Source organism: Pseudomonas sp. MPB03 (assembly GCF_046605385.1).
Taxonomy (GTDB): Bacteria; Pseudomonadota; Gammaproteobacteria; order Pseudomonadales; family Pseudomonadaceae; genus Aquipseudomonas; species Aquipseudomonas zanjanensis.
In genome coordinates this window covers 4,533,402-4,549,499 of the sequence record NZ_CP176770.1, presented here as the reverse complement: position 1 = coordinate 4,549,499, position 16,098 = coordinate 4,533,402, and the positions used below count along the sequence as shown (strand labels likewise).

The following is a 16,098-nucleotide window of genomic DNA, read 5'->3' as shown; positions in this document are numbered from 1 at the left end:
GCACTTTTCATCCTCATCGTTCGGCTCTTCCTCAGTGAGTTTTTATTGACCGTTTGGGGGAGGGGAAATATGACGTGGGTGAGTGCGCCAGGCCGTCTGGTGTTTGCAGTGAAAATCGGCTTGCTGGCGGTCACGACCGCTGGCGCCACGGCCATGAATGCCAGCCCGGTTGCAGCGGCTGCGGCGCAGCAGAGTGCGGTGCAGGCCTACGATATCGGCGCCGGCCGCCTGGTGGATGTGCTGACCCGTTTTTCCAGCGCCGCCGGTATTGCCCTTTCGTTTGATGCTCGGCAACTCGAAGGTTTGCAATCGCCCGGCCTGAAAGGTTCTTTCGGCGTGGGCGAGGGCTTTGCCCGCATTCTTGGCGGTAGTGGCCTGCAAGCCGAGCCCCAGGCCAACGGCACGTACGTGCTGCGCCGGCTGCCTGCCAACGGTTCGGCCATGGAACTGGGCGCCACCCGCATCGAGGCGCAGCGGCTCGGGGCGACCACCGAGCAGAGCAATTCCTACACGACGGGGGCGGTCACCATCAGCAAGGGCGAGCACTCCCTGCGCGAAACGCCGCAGTCGGTGACGGTGATCACCCGCAAGATGCTCGATGACCAGAACCTCAATACCATCGAACAAGTCATGGAGAAGACGCCTGGCATCACCGTCTACGACTCGACCATGGGCGGCAAGTATTTCTACTCCCGCGGGTTCCGCATGTCTGGCCAGTATCAATACGACGGCGTTCCGCTGGACATGGGCAACAGCTATGTCCAGGCCGACAGTTTCAGCAGCGACATGGCTTATTACGACCGTGTCGAAGTCCTGCGTGGCGCCGCCGGGATGATGAAGGGGGCAGGCGGCACGTCCGGCGGCGTCAACTTCGTGCGTAAACGCGGCCAGACCACGGCGCAGACCGAACTCAGCCTGTCCGGTGGCACCTGGGACAACTACCGTGGGCAAGTCGATACCGGTGGCCCGTTGAATGATTCCGGCACCGTGCGGGGCAGGGCGGTGATCGCCGAGCAGAGCCGGCATTATTTCTACGACGATGCCCGGCGCAAGGACCAGATCTACTACGGCGCCCTGGACTTCGACCTGTCGCCCGACACGACGCTCGGCCTGGGTGTTGCCTATGAAGACGTCGATGCAAGCCCCTGCTGGGGCGGGCTGCCGCGCTACCGGGACGGCAGCGACCTGAAACTCAGCCGCTCCACCTGCCTGGACCCGTCGTGGAACACCTGGCGTAGCCAGCGGACCACGGTGTTCGGTGATATCGCCCATCACCTCAATGACGATTGGGCCGTGAAGGTCGCCGGGGTCTATACCAAAAATACCCAGGACATCAAATACGCCTTTGCATCGGGCTCGGTGGCGCCCGGTACCTCGACCACCAACATGCTGGGCAGCATGTACGACTATGACCAGGTCGATTACGGCCTCGACGCCTACCTGGACGGCAAGTTCGACGCCCTGGGGCAACAACATGAGTTGATCGTCGGTTTCAACGCCAGCCGCTCGGACAAGGATGACTTCTTCTCGGTGGCACTGCTGCCCCAGAAGCAGAATGTGTTCGAGCCAGATCGGCATATTCCCGAACCGGACGACAGTTACTTCATCGAAAACTCGACGCGCGGTGGACCGGTCAAGACCCTGACCGAGCAGCACGGCATGTATTCGACCCTGCGGCTGAAACTGGCGGACCCGTTGACGTTTGTCGTCGGCAGCCGGGTGAGCTGGTACAGCTCCAAGACCGATTCGGAGTTCCTCACCGGCGGTTCGGAGCACGCCAAGAGCACGGAGACGGGCCAAGTCACGCCGTTTACCGCCGTGTTGCTGGACCTCAACGAGCACCTGACGGCCTATGCCAGCTATTCGGATATCTTCACGCCCCAGGGCAACTACCGCTCCGAAAGCGGCTCGGCACTCAAGCCCCTGGTGGGCGAGAGTTATGAGCTGGGGATCAAGGGCGAGTGGTTCGAGGGACGCCTGAACAGTGCCTTCAACCTGTTCCGCACAGTGCAGAAAGACCAGGCCCAGACGGACTACGCCTCCAGCTGTGCGTCCTCGGACGGTTACTGCTATGAGAACGCCGGCAAGGTGCGCGCCCAGGGTTTCGAAGCCGAGATCAGCGGTGAAGTCATCGAGCGCCTGCAATTGCTGGCCGGCTACACCTACACCCAGACCAAGACCCTCGACGACATTGATACCAGCCTCAACGGCGGCTCGTTCAACAGCTACGTGCCGCGCCATGTGCTGCGCCTGTGGGGCGATTATGCCCTCGGCGGGGCATTGGAACGGTTCAGTGTCGGCGCCGGGGTCAATGCCCAAAGCGACAACTTCCGTGTATCGCCGGTCAGCGGCGAGAAGATCACCCAGGCCGGTTATGCGGTGTGGAACGGTCGCGTTGGCTACCGCATCGATGACACCTGGTCGGTGGCCCTCAATGGCAACAACCTGTTCGACAAGCGCTACTACACCACCATCGGCACCGAGGGTTTCGGCAACTATTACGGTGAGCCGCGCAACTTCACCATGACGATGAAGGCGCGCTTCTGAGGCGGTGGCGAGGGCGCCAGTGCCCTCGCCACGGTTCTGCCCCTCAGTTGGTATCCAGGTCCACGTTCTTGGTTTCCCGCAGGCAGATCATGCCCACCACCAGGCTCACCCCGGTGATCACCACCGGGTACCACAGCCCATAGAAGATATCCCCGGTGTAGACCACCAGGGCAAACGACACGGTGGGCAGGAAACCGCCGAACCAGCCGTTGCCGATGTGGTAGGGCAGGGACATGGAGGTGTAGCGAATGCGGGTCGGGAACAGTTCGACCATCAACGCCGCCAGCGGTCCGTAGCACATCGCCGAGATGATGATCAGCGCCACGATCAAGGCCACGATCATCGGGCGGTTGATCTGCTGCGCATCGGCCTGTTGCGGGTAGCCGGCCAGGGTCACCGCACCGCGCAGGGCCGCCTCGTCGTAGCCTTCGAGTTTCACGTCACCGACGCTGATCTGCACCGTGCTGCCGACCGGGGCCGCGACGCTGCTGTAGGGCAGGCCTTGCTTGACCAGGAAGGTCTTGACCTTGTCGCAAGGGCTGTCGAAACGCGCCTTGCCCACCGGGTCGAACTGGAAGGTGCAGGTGGCCGGATCGGCGATCACGGTGATGGGTGCCTGGCGGCTCGCCAGGTCGATGGCCGGGTTGGCATAGTGGGCCAAGGTCTTGAAGATCGGGAAGTACAGGGCAGTCGCCAGCAGCAGGCCGATCATCAGCACCGGTTTGCGCCCGACCTTGTCCGACAGCCAGCCGAAAAAGATGAAGAACGGTGCGCCGATCACCACGCTGACAATCAGCAGGCTATTGGCGAGGGCCGGGTCCATCTTGAGGAATTGGGTGAGGAAAAACAGCACATAGAATTGCGCGGCGTAGAAGGTCACCGCTTGCCCGGCGTTGATGCTGAACAGGGCGATCAGCACCACTTTGAGGTTTTCCCATTTGCCGAAGGATTCGCGAATCGGCGCCTTGCAGCACTTGCCTTCCTCTTTCATTTTCAGGAAGGCCGGCGACTCATGCAGGCTCAGGCGAATCCAGGTGGAAATGCCCAGCAGGAGGATCGACAGCAGGAAAGGAATGCGCCAGCCCCAGACTTCGAACTGATCGCCGGTGAAGTAGCGGCAGCCCAAAACCACCAGCAGCGACAGCAGCAGCCCGAGGGTGGCCGTGGACTGAATCCAACTGGTATGAAAACCGCGCTTGCCCATTGGCGCGTGCTCGGCGACATAAGTCGCCGCGCCACCGTACTCACCGCCCAGGGCCAGGCCCTGGAGCATGCGCAACACCACCAGGATGATCGGCGCGGCGATGCCGATGCTGGCGTAGTTGGGCAGCAGGCCGACGCAGAACGTCGCCAGGCCCATGAGCACGATGGTGGCCAGGAACGTGTACTTGCGCCCGATCATGTCCCCCAACCGACCGAACACCAGGGCCCCGAACGGCCGCACGATGAAACCGGCGGCGAAGGCCATCAGGGCGAAGATGAACGCGGTGGTGTCGTTGACCCCGGCAAAGAACTGCTTGCTGATCACCGCCGCCAGGGCGCCGTAGAGGAAAAAGTCGTACCACTCGAACACCGTCCCCAGGGACGAGGCGAAGATGACTTTCTGGGTTTCCTGGCTGGTGCCAGCGCTGCGCGTGGCTTCCAGGGGCTGAACATGCTCGGACATAGCGGTATCCCTCACAGTGATTGTTTTTGTTGTTCCACTGCGACGCCGGGGTGGCGTCTCCTGATTTGACACACTTTCCTTGAATCGACTCATCCCCCTGTGGGAGCGAGCTTGCTCGCGATAGCGGTCTGTCTGGCACCTAGGTGTTGAATGTGACGCCGTCATCGCGAGCAAGCTCGCTCCCACAGGGGGCTTACTTGTTTTTCAGACCGTGGCAGGCTCCTTTTGCGGCGTGCTGATTCGGGTGTCTGCCTCGAGCATCATCTGCGCCGCCTTCTCGGCAATCATCAGCGTCGGCGAGCAGGTATTGCCCGAGGTGATGCGCGGCATGATCGAGGCATCGGCGATGCGCAAGCCCTTGATGCCATGCACGCGCAGTTGCGCATCCACCACGGCGTGGCCGTCCTGGCCCATGCGGCATGTGCCGACCGGGTGGAAGATCGTCGTGCCGATGCGGGCGGCGGCCTGGTGCAGTTCCTCTTCGGTCTGCAGGCTGGGGCCCGGCAGGTATTCCACCGGTTTGAACGCGCTCAGGGCCGGTGCCGCGACGATGCGTCGGGTCAGGCGGATGGCGTCGGCGGCGATTCGCAAGTCTTCGGGGTGACCCAGGTAATTGGGCTGGATCAGCGGCGCCTCGTGTGGGTCGGCCGAACGAATGTCCACCCGGCCACGGCTTTGCGGGCGCAGGTCGCAGACCGACGCGGTGAACGCCGGGAAGCTGTGCAGCGGTTCGCCGAAGCGTTCCAGGGACAACGGCTGTACGTGGTATTCGAGGTTGGCCGAGGCCTGCTCCGGGCCCGAGCGGGCGAATGCGCCGAGTTGGCTGGGGGCCATGGACAGCGGGCCGCTGCGGTCGTACAGGTAGCGCAGGCCCATGCCCATCTTGCCCCACAGGCTGCCGGCGATCTGGTTCAGGGTGCGGGCATTTTCCAACTGATAGATCAGCCGCAGTTGCAGGTGGTCCTGCAAGTTGCCGCCGACACCGGGCAACTCATGGGTCACGCCGATGCCCAGGCGTTGCAGCAAGCTGCGCGGGCCGATCCCGGAGCGTTGCAGGATCCCCGGCGAACCCACGGCGCCGGCGCACAGGACGATTTCCTTGCGGGCCTTGAAGGTCATGCCCTTGCCTTGCCAGCGAGCGCTGACGGCATGGGCGCGGTCGTCACGCAGCAACACCCGGTCGACCTCGACGTCGGTCAATACGGTGAGGTTGGCGCGCTGGCGAATCGGCTTGAGAAACGCCTTGGCCGCGTTCCAGCGCACCCCGGCTTTCTGATTGACCTGGAAATAGCCGCAGCCTTCATTGTCGCCGCTGTTGAAATCGTCGACGTTGGGGATGCCGCTCTGCTCGGCGGCGCTGCGGAAGGCATCGAGAATCGGCCATGACAGGCGCTGGCGTTCGACCCGCCACTCGCCGCCGGCACCGTGGAATTCAGACGCGCCGGCGAAGTGGTTTTCGCTCTGGCGGAACAGCGGCAGGACGTCTTTCCAGGCCCAGCCGGGATTGCCTTCGGCGGCCCAGTCGTCGTAATCGGCAGCCTGGCCGCGCATGTAGATCATGCCGTTGATGGAGGAACAACCGCCCAGGACCTTGCCGCGCGGGTAGCTCAGGGCGCGGCCTTGCAGGCCCGGTTGCGCTTCGGTCTTGAAGCACCAGTCGGTGCGCGGGTTGCCGATGCAGAACAGGTAGCCGACCGGAATGTGAATCCACGGATAATTGTCGCGCCCACCGGCTTCGAGCAGCAGGACCCGGTGTTGCGGGTTGGCCGAAAGCCGATTGGCCAGCAAGCACCCGGCAGGGCCGGCGCCCACGATCACGTAATCGTATTCATCGACGACAGGTTGCATTCGCGACCTCATTCTTGTTGTTGTGGGAGCCATCCTAGTTGTTAGTTTTCGTCAAAAGAATGTTAGTTTTTGCGCAGCCGCTGTGCGTTTATAAACAGCCCTGCCTTCAGGCGCGTTCAAGGATCGCCCCATGTTCGACTGGAATGACCTGCGCTATTTCCTGGAACTGCAACGCAGCGGGCGTTTGTTGACGGCTGCCCGACGGCTGAACACCACCCACGCCACGGTGGCCCGGCACATCGAGGCCATCGAGAAAAGCCTCGGCACCGCGCTGTTCGTCCAGCATGCCCAGGGCTATGAACTGACCCCGGCCGGCGAGACCTTGCTCAAACACGCCGAAGCCATGGAGAACGTGGCGTTGCTGGCCCAGGAGGACATCACCCAGTCCAGCGCACCCCTGGGCAAGATCCGCCTGGGAGTGACCGAAGGTCTGGGCATCATGTTCCTGGCTAGCCGCATGGACGGGCTGTTCCAGCGCTACCCGGGGCTGGAGGTGGAACTGGTGGCGGTGCCGCGCTTTGTCAGCATCCTCAACCGTGAGGCGGAAATCAGCATCCACCTCGAACGCCCTGCGGCCGACCTGTTGGTGACCCGCAAACTCACCGACTACAGCCTGGCGCTGTACGCCAGCCAGGCCTACCTGGATCGCTCGCCAGCACTGCGCAGCCGCGAGGACCTGGGCCGCCATGCCTGGATCGGTTATGTCGACGACCTGTTGTTCAGCCAGGAACTGATGTTTCTCAACAGCTTTTGCCGCAACCCTCGAGTGGTGTTTCACAGCACCAGCGTCATCGCCCAGCAACAGGCCGCGCGCTCGGGCCTGGGGATCGCGGTGCTGCCGTGCTACATGGCCAGCGGCGACCCGACGCTGGTGCCGCTGCTGCCGGACGAAACCATCCGCCGCAGCTACTGGATCAGCACCCGTCGCGAACTGCACAAGTCCGTCCGCCTGCGGGTGTTGTGGGATTACGTGGTGCAGTTGTGCGAGCGGGAGCAGGGGTTGTTGTTGCCCTGAGCTTTATGCGACAGCCCCAAAACAAAAACTGTGGGAGCGAGCTTGCTCGCGATGATGTCGGCGCATTCAACACATAGGGTGACAGACAGACCGCTATCGCGAGCAAGCTCGCTCCCACAGAGGGCAGTGCTGGTTGCTCAATCTCGACCCGCCGTTTTCCGAGGCGACAGGCTCAGGGCTGCTTCGCACCCCAGCGGGAGCAATCTCTGGCCACAGGGGGCTCAGTGAATGCCCTGGCCGCCCAAGCCCCCTTTTCTGGCCCCCAATGACCTCAGCCGACGCGCTGGCGTGCCTTAGTGTTGAGCCACAACAAGAAAAGCGCAGCCAAGAGGGGCCCTATGTTGGCAATCTCGCCTTCAACCTTGCTTCACTCCGCCGTCATCGTGCTGCTCGGCAGCCTGCTCGCCGGCTGCGGCGAAGAGCCCAAGCCCCCCGCGCCCACGGTGTTCACAGCCATGCCCAGCGATGCGGCGCTGGCCCAGGTCTACGACAGCAGTTGCAAACTCTGCCACGCCAACCCCGGCGCCGGGGCGCCGTTGACCGGCGATACGAACGCCTGGGCCCCGCGGGTCGCCCAGGGCGCCGAGACCCTGCTGGACCACGCGATCAACGGCTACAACGGCATGCCGCCGATGGGCCTGTGCATGCACTGTTCCGAAGAGCAGTTCCTGGCCCTGATCGCCTTCATGTCCGGCCAACACTTCCAACAATAAATACGGGTACTTTCGGCATGACGATGGACTACTCACGGCGTCGGTTGCTGCAACAGGCCGGCGTTGTCGCCGCCTTTACCGCACTGGGCAGCCAGGGCGCCCTGGCCGAGCTGATGCGCGCGCCTCGCTTGATCCCGTGGCGCAACTGGTCCGGTGCGCAGAGTTGCCTGCCGGCGGCGCGCCTGGCCCCCAAGGACCTCGACGAACTGGTGCAGGTGATGCGCCGCGCCGAAGGACGGATTCGGCCGGTGGGTTCCGGGCACTCCTTCAGCGCCCTGGTGCCCACCGACGGCACCTTGTTGTCACTGAGTTTTTTCAGTGGCCTGTTGGACCACGACGGCGCCAGCCTGCAAGCCGAGTTCGGCGGCGGCACGCCCATGTCCCGCATGGGCCCGGCGCTCAAGGCCATCGGCCAGGCACTGCCGAACATGGCCGACGTCGATTACCAGACCTTGGCCGGTGCCATCGCCACCTCGACCCATGGCACTGGCAAGGCCTTTGGCTCATACGCCTCCCAAGTGGTCGGCCTGCAACTGGTGACGGCCAATGGCGAGGTCCTCGATTGCGATGCCCAGCGTCATCCCGAGGTGTTCCAGGCCGGCCGGGTGTCCCTTGGTGCGCTGGGGCTTGTGACCCGCGTGCGTTTACAAAACCGCGCGGCCTATCGCTTGCGCGAGCACCAGTGGGTGGCGAAAACCGAGGAGTTGCTTGAGGACGTGCACACCAACACTCGGGACAACCAGCACTGGGAAATGCAAGTCGTCACCCATTCCGACTATGCGCTGTCGATCACCCTGAACGAGACCACCGATCCGGCCACGCCGCCGATCAGTCCCGAGGAGGAGGGCGGCAACGAGTTCGTCTCCCTGATCGAAAACCTCGACAAGTACGGCAGCGATTTTCCAGCGATCCGGCGCGCGCTGCTCAACAGCCTGCGGCTGGTGGCCGAGTTCGATGACCGCGTCGGTGATTCCCATGACATCTACGCCAACGCCCGCACCGTGCGTTTCAACGAGATGGAATATTCAGTCCCGGCCGAACACGGCCCGGCGTGCCTGCGGGAAATCCTCGCGCTGATCCGCGACAAGGACCTGCGCACCTGGTTTCCCATCGAATACCGCTACGTGAAGGCCGACGACATCGCCTTGAGCATGTTCGAAGGCCGGGACAGTTGCTCAATTTCCGTGCACCAGCATTACCAGATGGACCACCACAATTTCTTCGCCGCCATCGAGCCGATCTTCTGGAAATACCAGGGCCGTCCGCATTGGGGAAAGCTGCATTCGCTGAACGCCAAGGCACTCCAGGCGTTGTACCCGCGCTGGACCGAATTCACCCAGGTGCGCCAGGCATTGGACCCTGGCGGCAAGTTTCTCAATGGGCACCTTGCATCGATTCTGGGGGTGAGCTGAGGTTTCAAATGGCTGGTTGGCTGATTCTGTCCTGCCAGGTACAACCCTTGTGGCGAGGGAGCTTGCTCCCGCTGGGCTGCGCAGCAGCCCCAAATCGGATAACGCAGTTTTCCAGACAGATCACCTCAGCCGGCTTACGACGGCTACGCCGCCGAGCGGGAGCAAGCTCCCTCGCCACAAAAGCCACAAAGGCCCTCTAGAACGCAAACGGAATACTGATCTTGGCCCAGAGCATTTCGCCTTCGGTGCGGTTCTCCACTTCGAACTCCTTGGCCCAGCGGATCTCGGCGCTGGCGTACTTGAGGAAGGTCAGGTGCAGCGCCGGGCCGATGGCGAAGACCTGGCCGCGGACCCCGTCGTCCACATCCTGCCCGGCGAATTGCACGGTGCGGCCGTACTGTTTGTCGTCGGTGGTCTGCTTGAGGTAGTAGCCGTTGAGCCCCAGCCTCAGGTTGTCGGTCACGCGGTAGCTGGCGGAATAGTCGAAGTGGAAAATCTGCCCGGAACGGTAGTCGGTGTCCTTGTTCTTGCGGTTGAAGCTGTAGGTGGTCTTCATCGACACCTCGGTGTCTTCCGTGGGCAACCAGGTGAAGGAAAACAGCGGCTTGTAGGTGTAGAAATTGTTGCTGGTGTTGGCCAGTCGATCGGTGCTGTATTCGCCGGTGGGTACAGTGATTTCCACCGCCGCGGCCAGGGTCAGGTGCTTGCCCATGTCCCAGAGCACAATGGGTGAAATGGTCGTGTCGCCCATGCCTTCACGGGTGTCATGCAGGCCGAACACCGAGACTTCCTGCTTGAGCCAGGGTTGGGCGATGTAGATCCCTGCGCGTCCACCGGCCACTCGCAACGGACTCAGGTAATCGATACGCGGGACCACTGCCGTGGATTCGATTTCGACATCCGGCACTTCGCCGCCCAACGAACTGATGTTGAATTTCCGGGCCTTGTAATGGTTGTAGTAGAGGTTGAACGCGACCATGTGGTCGGGAAGGCTGTCGACTTCCAGCGGCAGCACGAAAAAGCCATCGGTGCCTGGGCCGATGTTGTCGACCCCCGATTCGGTGGCCAAGGCGGGCAGGGCTGCGCCGCAGGCCAGGCCGAGGGTCAATTGCAAGGCGAATGTCGTGCGGATCGGGTTCATGTGGGGGGCTCATTATTATTGTTGGAAATGCACCGGAGGTCCGAGTCATACAAATAAGCCGTTCGCCGCCGACAGGGCAGGGTATTGGCGGCCAGACAGGGGACTTGGGCGGCCAGATTTTTCTACCCCTCTATCCAGCGGCTCATGCTAACTTTATGAAATAACCGGTTACAAAAACGCCACCTAACGTGCTCCGGAACCCGCCCCATGCAGATGAAAGTCATCGACCCCACCTATGAATTGGCGCTGGTATCGCCATTTTTGCTGCAAACGTTGGCCGAGGTGGTGGCGGACAAAGGCTTCGATGCCGCCAGCCTGTGTCGCGGCCTGGGGTTCGACCTCGATGACCTGCAAGATCCCGCCCAGCGTATTTCCTATCGCCAGGCCGTGGTCATGATCCAACGTGCACTGAAGCTGTTGCCTGACCAGGGGCTGGGGTTATGGGTGGGCGATCGCAACGTGCTCGGCACCCTCGGCCTGCTGGGTCACGTCTTGTCGCTGTGCGAAACCCTGCGCGATGCCTTCGCCCTCGGGGTTCGTTACCAGCACACCACCGGCGGCATCGCCGTGACCCGTGTCGAAGAGGCCACTGACCTGATCATGGTCGAGGCCACATGTCGCCTGCCTTTCGCCGAGATCCAGGTGTTTTCCGTGGAAGAGTTCTTCGCCAGCCTGATGGTCTACGGCCGGGCGCTGGCGGGGCCCGATTTCAAGCCCCAGGCCGTGGAATTCATGCACGCCGCGCCGTCCTATGCCCAGGCGTACCAGCGGATCCTGGGGCCGGAGGTGCGTTTCGGTTGCCGGCACAACCGCATGCTGATCGACGTGCGCTGGCTGGATGTGCGTTTGCCCAATCATCACCCGCTGGCGCTGCGCCAGGCATTGGCCTTGCTCGAGCAGGAGGCCTGCGAGGTCTATCAGAAGATCGACCTGATCCAGACCGTGGAACGGGCGATTGCCCGGGACCTGGCCCGGGGCAGCCACATCGAGAAAATCGCCAGCGACCTCAACATGAGCAGCCGCACCCTGCGTCGGCGCCTGACCGAACACAGCCTGACCTTCGAGGCCTTGCTCGAACAAGTGCGCCGCGGCCGCACCTTGAACCTGCTGGCTAACCCCGAGCTGTCCATCGAGCGCATTACCGAAGAGGTCGGCTACAGCGATGTGCGCAGCTTCCGCCGGGCGTTCCGGCGCTGGACCGGCATGAGCCCCAGCGCGTTTCGCAATGAGAGTACTGACGCTCGGCTCTAAGGATATGTCCAAACAATATTTCTCAAGCCGTGTGAGCTTTCCTAAGATCACGTCATAACTCGTTATGACAAGTGATGAAGGCCATGTCCGACAACGTTCTTTCCCTCAATAGCGTACCGCTGCACACGCAACTGCGAGACGTGCTGCGTGCGCGGATTCTCGACGGTGAATACCCCCAAGGCAGCCAGATGCCCTCGGAAAGCGAGCTTGGCGCGTTGTTCAGGGTCAGTCGCATCACCGTGCGCCAGGCCTTGGGCGATCTGCAAAAGGAAGGCCTGATTTTCAAGATCCACGGCAAAGGCACATTCGTGGCCAAGCCCAAGACCTTCCAGAACGTCAGCACCCTCCAAGGCTTGGCCGAGTCCATGACCGGGCGTGGGTTCGAGGTGATCAACCGCTTGATCAGTTTCAAGTTCATCGCGGCCGACAAACTCGTGGCCGAGCGCCTGAAGTTGGTCGAAGGGGAAGTGGTGGCGCAGATCAAACGGGTGCGCTTGATCAACCGCGAGCCGGTTTCCCTGGAGATCACCTACCTGCCGAAGGTCCTCGGTGAACGACTGGAAAAGGCTGACCTGGTCACCCGGGACATTTTCCTGATCCTGGAAAACGACTGCGCCTTGACCTTGGGACATGCCGATCTGGCCATCGATGCGGTACTGGCCGACAGCGACCTGACCCAGGCGCTGGAGGTCGAACCAGGCTCGCCGATCATGCGCATCGAGCGCCTGACCCATGACGCCCACGGCCAGCCGTTGGACTTCGAACACCTCTACTACCGTGGCGATGCCTTCCAGTACCGCTTGCGGATCGACCGGCAAAAAGGAACGCAGGCATGACTCGGAACACCCTGGAACAGGAATACGACATCGTCGTCATCGGCGGTGGTACGGCTGGTCCCATGGCGGCGATCAAGGCCAAGGAGCGCAACCGTGATCTGCGCGTGCTGCTGGTGGACAAGGCCAACGTCAAGCGCAGCGGCGCCATCAGCATGGGCATGGACGGCTTGAACAACGCGATCATCCCCGGTCATTCCACCCCTGAGCAGTACACCAAGGAAATCACCATCGCCAACGACGGCATCGTCAATCAGGCGGCGGTTTACGCCTACGCGACCCACAGTTTCGAAACGATCGAGCAACTGGACCGCTGGGGGGTGAAGTTCGAGAAGGACGAAACCGGCGACTATGCGGTGAAAAAAGGTTCATCACATGGGCGCCTACGTGCTGCCGATGCCGGAAGGGCACGACATCAAGAAGGTGCTTTATCGCCAACTGAAACGGGCGCGGGTGAGTATTACCAATCGGCTGGTCTGCACGCGGCTGCTGACCGACGAGGAGGGTGCGGTGAACGGTGTGATGGGCTTCGATTGCCGCACCGCCGACTTTCATGTGATCAAGGCCAAGGCGGTCATTCTCTGCTGCGGCGCGGCGGGGCGCCTGGGATTGCCGGCCTCGGGCTATCTGATGGGCACTTATGAGAATCCGACCAATGCTGGTGATGGTTATGCGATGGCTTATCACGCCGGTGCCGAACTGGCGAACCTGGAGTGCTTCCAGATCAACCCGCTGATCAAGGATTACAACGGCCCGGCGTGCGCCTATGTCACCGGCCCCCTGGGCGGCTACACCGCCAACAACAAGGGCGAGCGCTTCATCGAGTGTGACTACTGGAGCGGGCAGATGATGTGGGAGTTCCACCAGGAACTCGAAGGCGGCAATGGTCCGGTGTTCCTCAAGCTCGATCACCTCGCCGAGGAAACCATCCAGAACATCGAAGAGATCCTGCACAGCAACGAACGACCCAGTCGCGGTCAATTCCATGCCAACCGTGGCACTGACTACCGCACGCAGATGGTGGAGATGCACATCTCCGAGATTGGTTTTTGCAGCGGTCATTCGGCGTCGGGGGTATGGGTCAACGAACGGGCCGAGACCTCGGTCAAGGGCCTGTACTCGGCCGGCGACATGGCGGCGGTGCCGCACAACTACATGCTCGGTGCGTTCACCTACGGCTGGTTTGCCGGCAACAATGCCGCGGACTTTGTGGCAGGCAAGGAATTCTCGACGTTGGATGCCGGGCAGATCGAACGGGAGAGAACACGTGTCTACGCGCCGCTGGAGCGCGAGCATGGCCTGCCGCCGGCCCAGGTGGAATACAAGCTGCGCCGCTTCGTCAACGATTACCTGCAACCGCCCAAAGTCACCAAGAAAATGCAGATCGGCCTGCAACGCTTCAGCGATATCCAGCGTGACCTGGATCAGATCAAGGCCCACAACGCCCATGAACTGATGCGGGCCATGGAAGTCAGCATGATCCGCGACTGCGCCGAAATGGCCGCCCGCGCCTCGCTGTTTCGCGCCGAAAGTCGTTGGGGCTTGTACCACTATCGGGTTGATCATCCGCAACGCAACGACAGCGACTGGTTTTGCCATTGCCATTTGAAGAAGGGTGATGACGGCGCGATGACCTCATTCAAGAAAGCTGTCGAACCCTACATCATCGCCCTCGATGCCGACGAACTGCAGGCCTACGACCGGCTGCGGGTCGGTGCCGACGCGGCGTGACCCCTTCACCCAGAGAAAACGCCCATGGCCTATCAACCCCAGGAAATCTTTTTTCGCTCCAATGCCCCCGTCACCGTGGACGAGGACAAATGCATCGCCCACAAGGGCTGTACCGTCTGCGTGGATGTCTGCCCCATGGACCTGCTGGCGATCAACCCGGCGACCCAGAAGGCCTACATGGCGTTCGACGAATGCTGGTACTGCATGCCCTGTGAAAAGGACTGCCCGACCGGGGCGGTGAAAGTGGAAATTCCGTATCTGTTGCGCTGACTGACAGGACGCTATCGCGAGCAAGCTCGCTCCCACAGGGGATCGAAGCCAGCCGCGATTGTTCTGCACGCCTATAAACCTGTGGGAGCCGAGCTTGCTCGCGATGAGGCCACCACAGACACCACAAAAGGCCATCCGGCCACCCCCGGACGCCAAACCCAGAACACCCCTCGTTTCCCACCGCGCCCTGATCGCGGCGGAGACGAAAAACCAATAAATGATTCGAGGGGACATACCCATGCTATTGCGTGCAGCACTCGCCGGTCTGGTACTGGCTTCATTGACCTTGCCTGCCCAGGCAGAAACCATCCGTATCGCCATCGGCACCCAGGACACCACCATCAACTGCGCCGCCGGCGGGTTGCTGATCCGGGAACTGGGCCTGCTGGATAAATACCTGCCCCATGAGGGCGCCTACAAGGACGCCCAATACGATATCCAGTGGAAGAATTTCACCAGCGGTGCGCCACTGACCAACGAGATGGTCGCCGGCAAACTCGACTTCGGCGCCATGGCCGATTTCCCCGGTGCGTTCAACGGCGTGGCGTTCGAAACCGCCGGCAAGCACAGCCTGTTCATCAGCGTGCTGTCGGGCAGCACCCAGGGCAGCGGCAACGGCATCGTCGTGCCCAGCGCGTCTGGCGTGCAGTCACTGGCCGAGCTCAAGGGCAAGACCATTTCCGTGCCGTTCGCCTCCACCGCCCACGGCATGTTGTTGCGCGCCGTCGCGGCCCAAGGCTGGGACCCGCTCAAGGACGTCAACATCATTGCCCAGCCGCCGGAGGTGGCCGGTTCCGCGCTGCAAGCCGGCAAGATCGACGCCCACGCCGACTTCGTGCCATTCGCCGAACTGTTCCCCAGCCGGGGTTTCGCCCGCAAGATCTACGACGGTGCCCAGGCTAACACCCCGACGTTCCATGGCGCGTTGGTGGACCAGGCCTATGCCAGGAAATACCCGGAAATCGTCGTCGCCTATCTGCGCGCGACCATCGAAGCCAATCAACTGCTGGCCGCCGAGCCGGAGAAGTACAGCGAGCTGATCGCCAAGGTCACCGGGGTGGATGCCGAGGTCAATTACCTGTTCCACGGACCCCTGGGCGTGCAGACCCGCGACCTGACCTGGAAACCGGAATACCGCCAGGCCGTCGGCACGGCCATCGATACCCTCAAGCTGCTGAAAAAGGCTGATCGCGGCCTGGACCTCAACACCTTCATCGATGACCAGTACATCCGCGCCGCCTTCAAGGCGTCGAACCTCGATTACACCGCGCAACTGGCCAACTACGCCCAGACGCCGCTGGGCAACGGCGATGCGTCGACCGGCCAGGCGATCGCCGATGCCCGCCATGTGGCCGAGATATGGGTGCGCGGCGAGGCGAAAGTGCGCCATTACGCCTCGGCACAATCGGCCTTCGCCGCGCTGGCGAGCCTCAAGCAGGAAGGCAAGGGCATTCGCGCCGTCTATGCCCAGGCCAGCGACAGCGGGATCAAGCTGCTGGCCGAGCAAGCGTGGTTCGCCAGTGATGCCAAGGGCCAACTCAGCGCGTTCCTGCTCAAGGGCCAGGCCCAGCAATTTGCCACGGCCCAGGGCGGCAAGGTGTTCGACTTCAGCGAGGCCACCACCCAGGCGGTCGCTGCCCGCTGACTTGCAAATAACTTGTGGGAGCGAGC

The 16,098-nt window shown here is 62.3% G+C and carries 11 protein-coding genes and 1 pseudogene; 9 read left to right on the top strand and 3 right to left on the bottom strand.

The features are described 5' to 3' along the window. Positions 1–69: 69 nt before the first annotated feature. On the top strand, positions 70–2,547 hold the full coding sequence (locus tag ACLH0I_RS19455; protein WP_411385143.1) for a TonB-dependent siderophore receptor: 2,478 nt from the start codon (positions 70–72) through the stop codon (positions 2,545–2,547). Positions 2,548–2,590: 43 nt separating this feature from the next. Here ACLH0I_RS19455 and ACLH0I_RS19450 read toward each other — a convergent pair whose 3' ends face one another. Both ACLH0I_RS19450 and ACLH0I_RS19445 read right to left on the bottom strand, forming a co-directional pair. Further along, on the bottom strand, positions 2,591–4,213 hold the full coding sequence (locus ACLH0I_RS19450) for an MFS transporter (protein WP_186730828.1): 1,623 nt from the start codon (positions 4,211–4,213) through the stop codon (positions 2,591–2,593). 204 nt (positions 4,214–4,417) lie between these two features. Continuing rightward, entirely contained in the window at positions 4,418–6,061 is a 1,644-nt protein-coding gene (locus ACLH0I_RS19445; protein WP_411385142.1) for a GMC family oxidoreductase, read from the bottom strand. Between the two features lie 130 nt (positions 6,062–6,191). Between ACLH0I_RS19445 and ACLH0I_RS19440 the strand changes: the two genes are divergently transcribed. The 3 genes from ACLH0I_RS19440 to ACLH0I_RS19430 all read left to right on the top strand — a co-directional run bounded on the left by ACLH0I_RS19440 (position 6,192) and on the right by ACLH0I_RS19430 (position 9,201). Next, the gene (locus tag ACLH0I_RS19440) at positions 6,192–7,076 is read left to right on the top strand and encodes a LysR family transcriptional regulator (protein WP_186710588.1); all 885 of its coding nucleotides are present in this window, start codon (positions 6,192–6,194) and stop codon (positions 7,074–7,076) included. A 338-nt stretch (positions 7,077–7,414) separates the two neighbouring features. Continuing rightward, positions 7,415–7,789, top strand: a complete 375-nt coding sequence (locus ACLH0I_RS19435) for a c-type cytochrome (protein WP_411385141.1) — start codon at positions 7,415–7,417, stop codon at positions 7,787–7,789. A gap of 113 nt (positions 7,790–7,902) precedes the next feature. Beyond that, positions 7,903–9,201 (top strand): D-arabinono-1,4-lactone oxidase, encoded by a 1,299-nt coding sequence (locus ACLH0I_RS19430; protein ID WP_411387535.1) that lies wholly within the window; start codon positions 7,903–7,905, stop codon positions 9,199–9,201. Positions 9,202–9,397: 196 nt separating this feature from the next. On the opposite strand, the gene ACLH0I_RS19425 is transcribed toward ACLH0I_RS19430, so the two are convergent. Beyond that, complete coding sequence (locus tag ACLH0I_RS19425) at positions 9,398–10,342, bottom strand: transporter (RefSeq protein WP_250964273.1); 945 nt, start codon at positions 10,340–10,342, stop codon at positions 9,398–9,400. A 207-nt stretch (positions 10,343–10,549) separates the two neighbouring features. On the opposite strand from ACLH0I_RS19425, the gene ACLH0I_RS19420 reads away from it, so the two are divergent. The 5 genes and pseudogenes from ACLH0I_RS19420 (at position 10,550) to ACLH0I_RS19400 (ending at position 16,072) form a co-directional block, all read left to right on the top strand. After that, positions 10,550–11,593: an AraC family transcriptional regulator gene (locus tag ACLH0I_RS19420; protein ID WP_411385140.1), complete on the top strand. Its 1,044-nt coding sequence runs from the start codon at positions 10,550–10,552 to the stop codon at positions 11,591–11,593. A gap of 83 nt (positions 11,594–11,676) precedes the next feature. Continuing rightward, positions 11,677–12,429, top strand: a complete 753-nt coding sequence (locus tag ACLH0I_RS19415) for a GntR family transcriptional regulator (protein ID WP_411385139.1) — start codon at positions 11,677–11,679, stop codon at positions 12,427–12,429. After that, positions 12,426–14,157 (top strand): annotated as a pseudogene (locus ACLH0I_RS19410) (fumarate reductase/succinate dehydrogenase flavoprotein subunit). Before ACLH0I_RS19415 ends, ACLH0I_RS19410 begins: the two are co-directional and overlap by 4 nt. 24 nt (positions 14,158–14,181) lie before the next feature. Beyond that, positions 14,182–14,427: a ferredoxin family protein gene (locus ACLH0I_RS19405; RefSeq protein ID WP_003180418.1), complete on the top strand. Its 246-nt coding sequence runs from the start codon at positions 14,182–14,184 to the stop codon at positions 14,425–14,427. Between the two features lie 238 nt (positions 14,428–14,665). Beyond that, positions 14,666–16,072, top strand: coding sequence for an ABC transporter substrate-binding protein (locus ACLH0I_RS19400; protein WP_411385138.1), 1,407 nt, complete (start codon positions 14,666–14,668; stop codon positions 16,070–16,072). Positions 16,073–16,098 lie beyond the last annotated feature (26 nt).

What these genes read in the sequence shown, in the direction of transcription:
- ACLH0I_RS19455 (WP_411385143.1), top strand. Translation starts at nt 70, where the DNA reads ATGACGTGGGTGAGTGCGCCAGGCCGTCTGGTGTTTGCAGTGAAAATC.
- ACLH0I_RS19450 (WP_186730828.1), bottom strand. Translation starts at nt 4,213, where the DNA reads ATGTCCGAGCATGTTCAGCCCCTGGAAGCCACGCGCAGCGCTGGCACC.
- ACLH0I_RS19445 (WP_411385142.1), bottom strand. Translation starts at nt 6,061, where the DNA reads ATGCAACCTGTCGTCGATGAATACGATTACGTGATCGTGGGCGCCGGC.
- ACLH0I_RS19440 (WP_186710588.1), top strand. Translation starts at nt 6,192, where the DNA reads ATGTTCGACTGGAATGACCTGCGCTATTTCCTGGAACTGCAACGCAGC.
- ACLH0I_RS19435 (WP_411385141.1), top strand. Translation starts at nt 7,415, where the DNA reads ATGTTGGCAATCTCGCCTTCAACCTTGCTTCACTCCGCCGTCATCGTG.
- ACLH0I_RS19430 (WP_411387535.1), top strand. Translation starts at nt 7,903, where the DNA reads ATGCGCGCGCCTCGCTTGATCCCGTGGCGCAACTGGTCCGGTGCGCAG.
- ACLH0I_RS19425 (WP_250964273.1), bottom strand. Translation starts at nt 10,342, where the DNA reads ATGAACCCGATCCGCACGACATTCGCCTTGCAATTGACCCTCGGCCTG.
- ACLH0I_RS19420 (WP_411385140.1), top strand. Translation starts at nt 10,550, where the DNA reads ATGCAGATGAAAGTCATCGACCCCACCTATGAATTGGCGCTGGTATCG.
- ACLH0I_RS19415 (WP_411385139.1), top strand. Translation starts at nt 11,677, where the DNA reads ATGTCCGACAACGTTCTTTCCCTCAATAGCGTACCGCTGCACACGCAA.
- ACLH0I_RS19405 (WP_003180418.1), top strand. Translation starts at nt 14,182, where the DNA reads ATGGCCTATCAACCCCAGGAAATCTTTTTTCGCTCCAATGCCCCCGTC.
- ACLH0I_RS19400 (WP_411385138.1), top strand. Translation starts at nt 14,666, where the DNA reads ATGCTATTGCGTGCAGCACTCGCCGGTCTGGTACTGGCTTCATTGACC.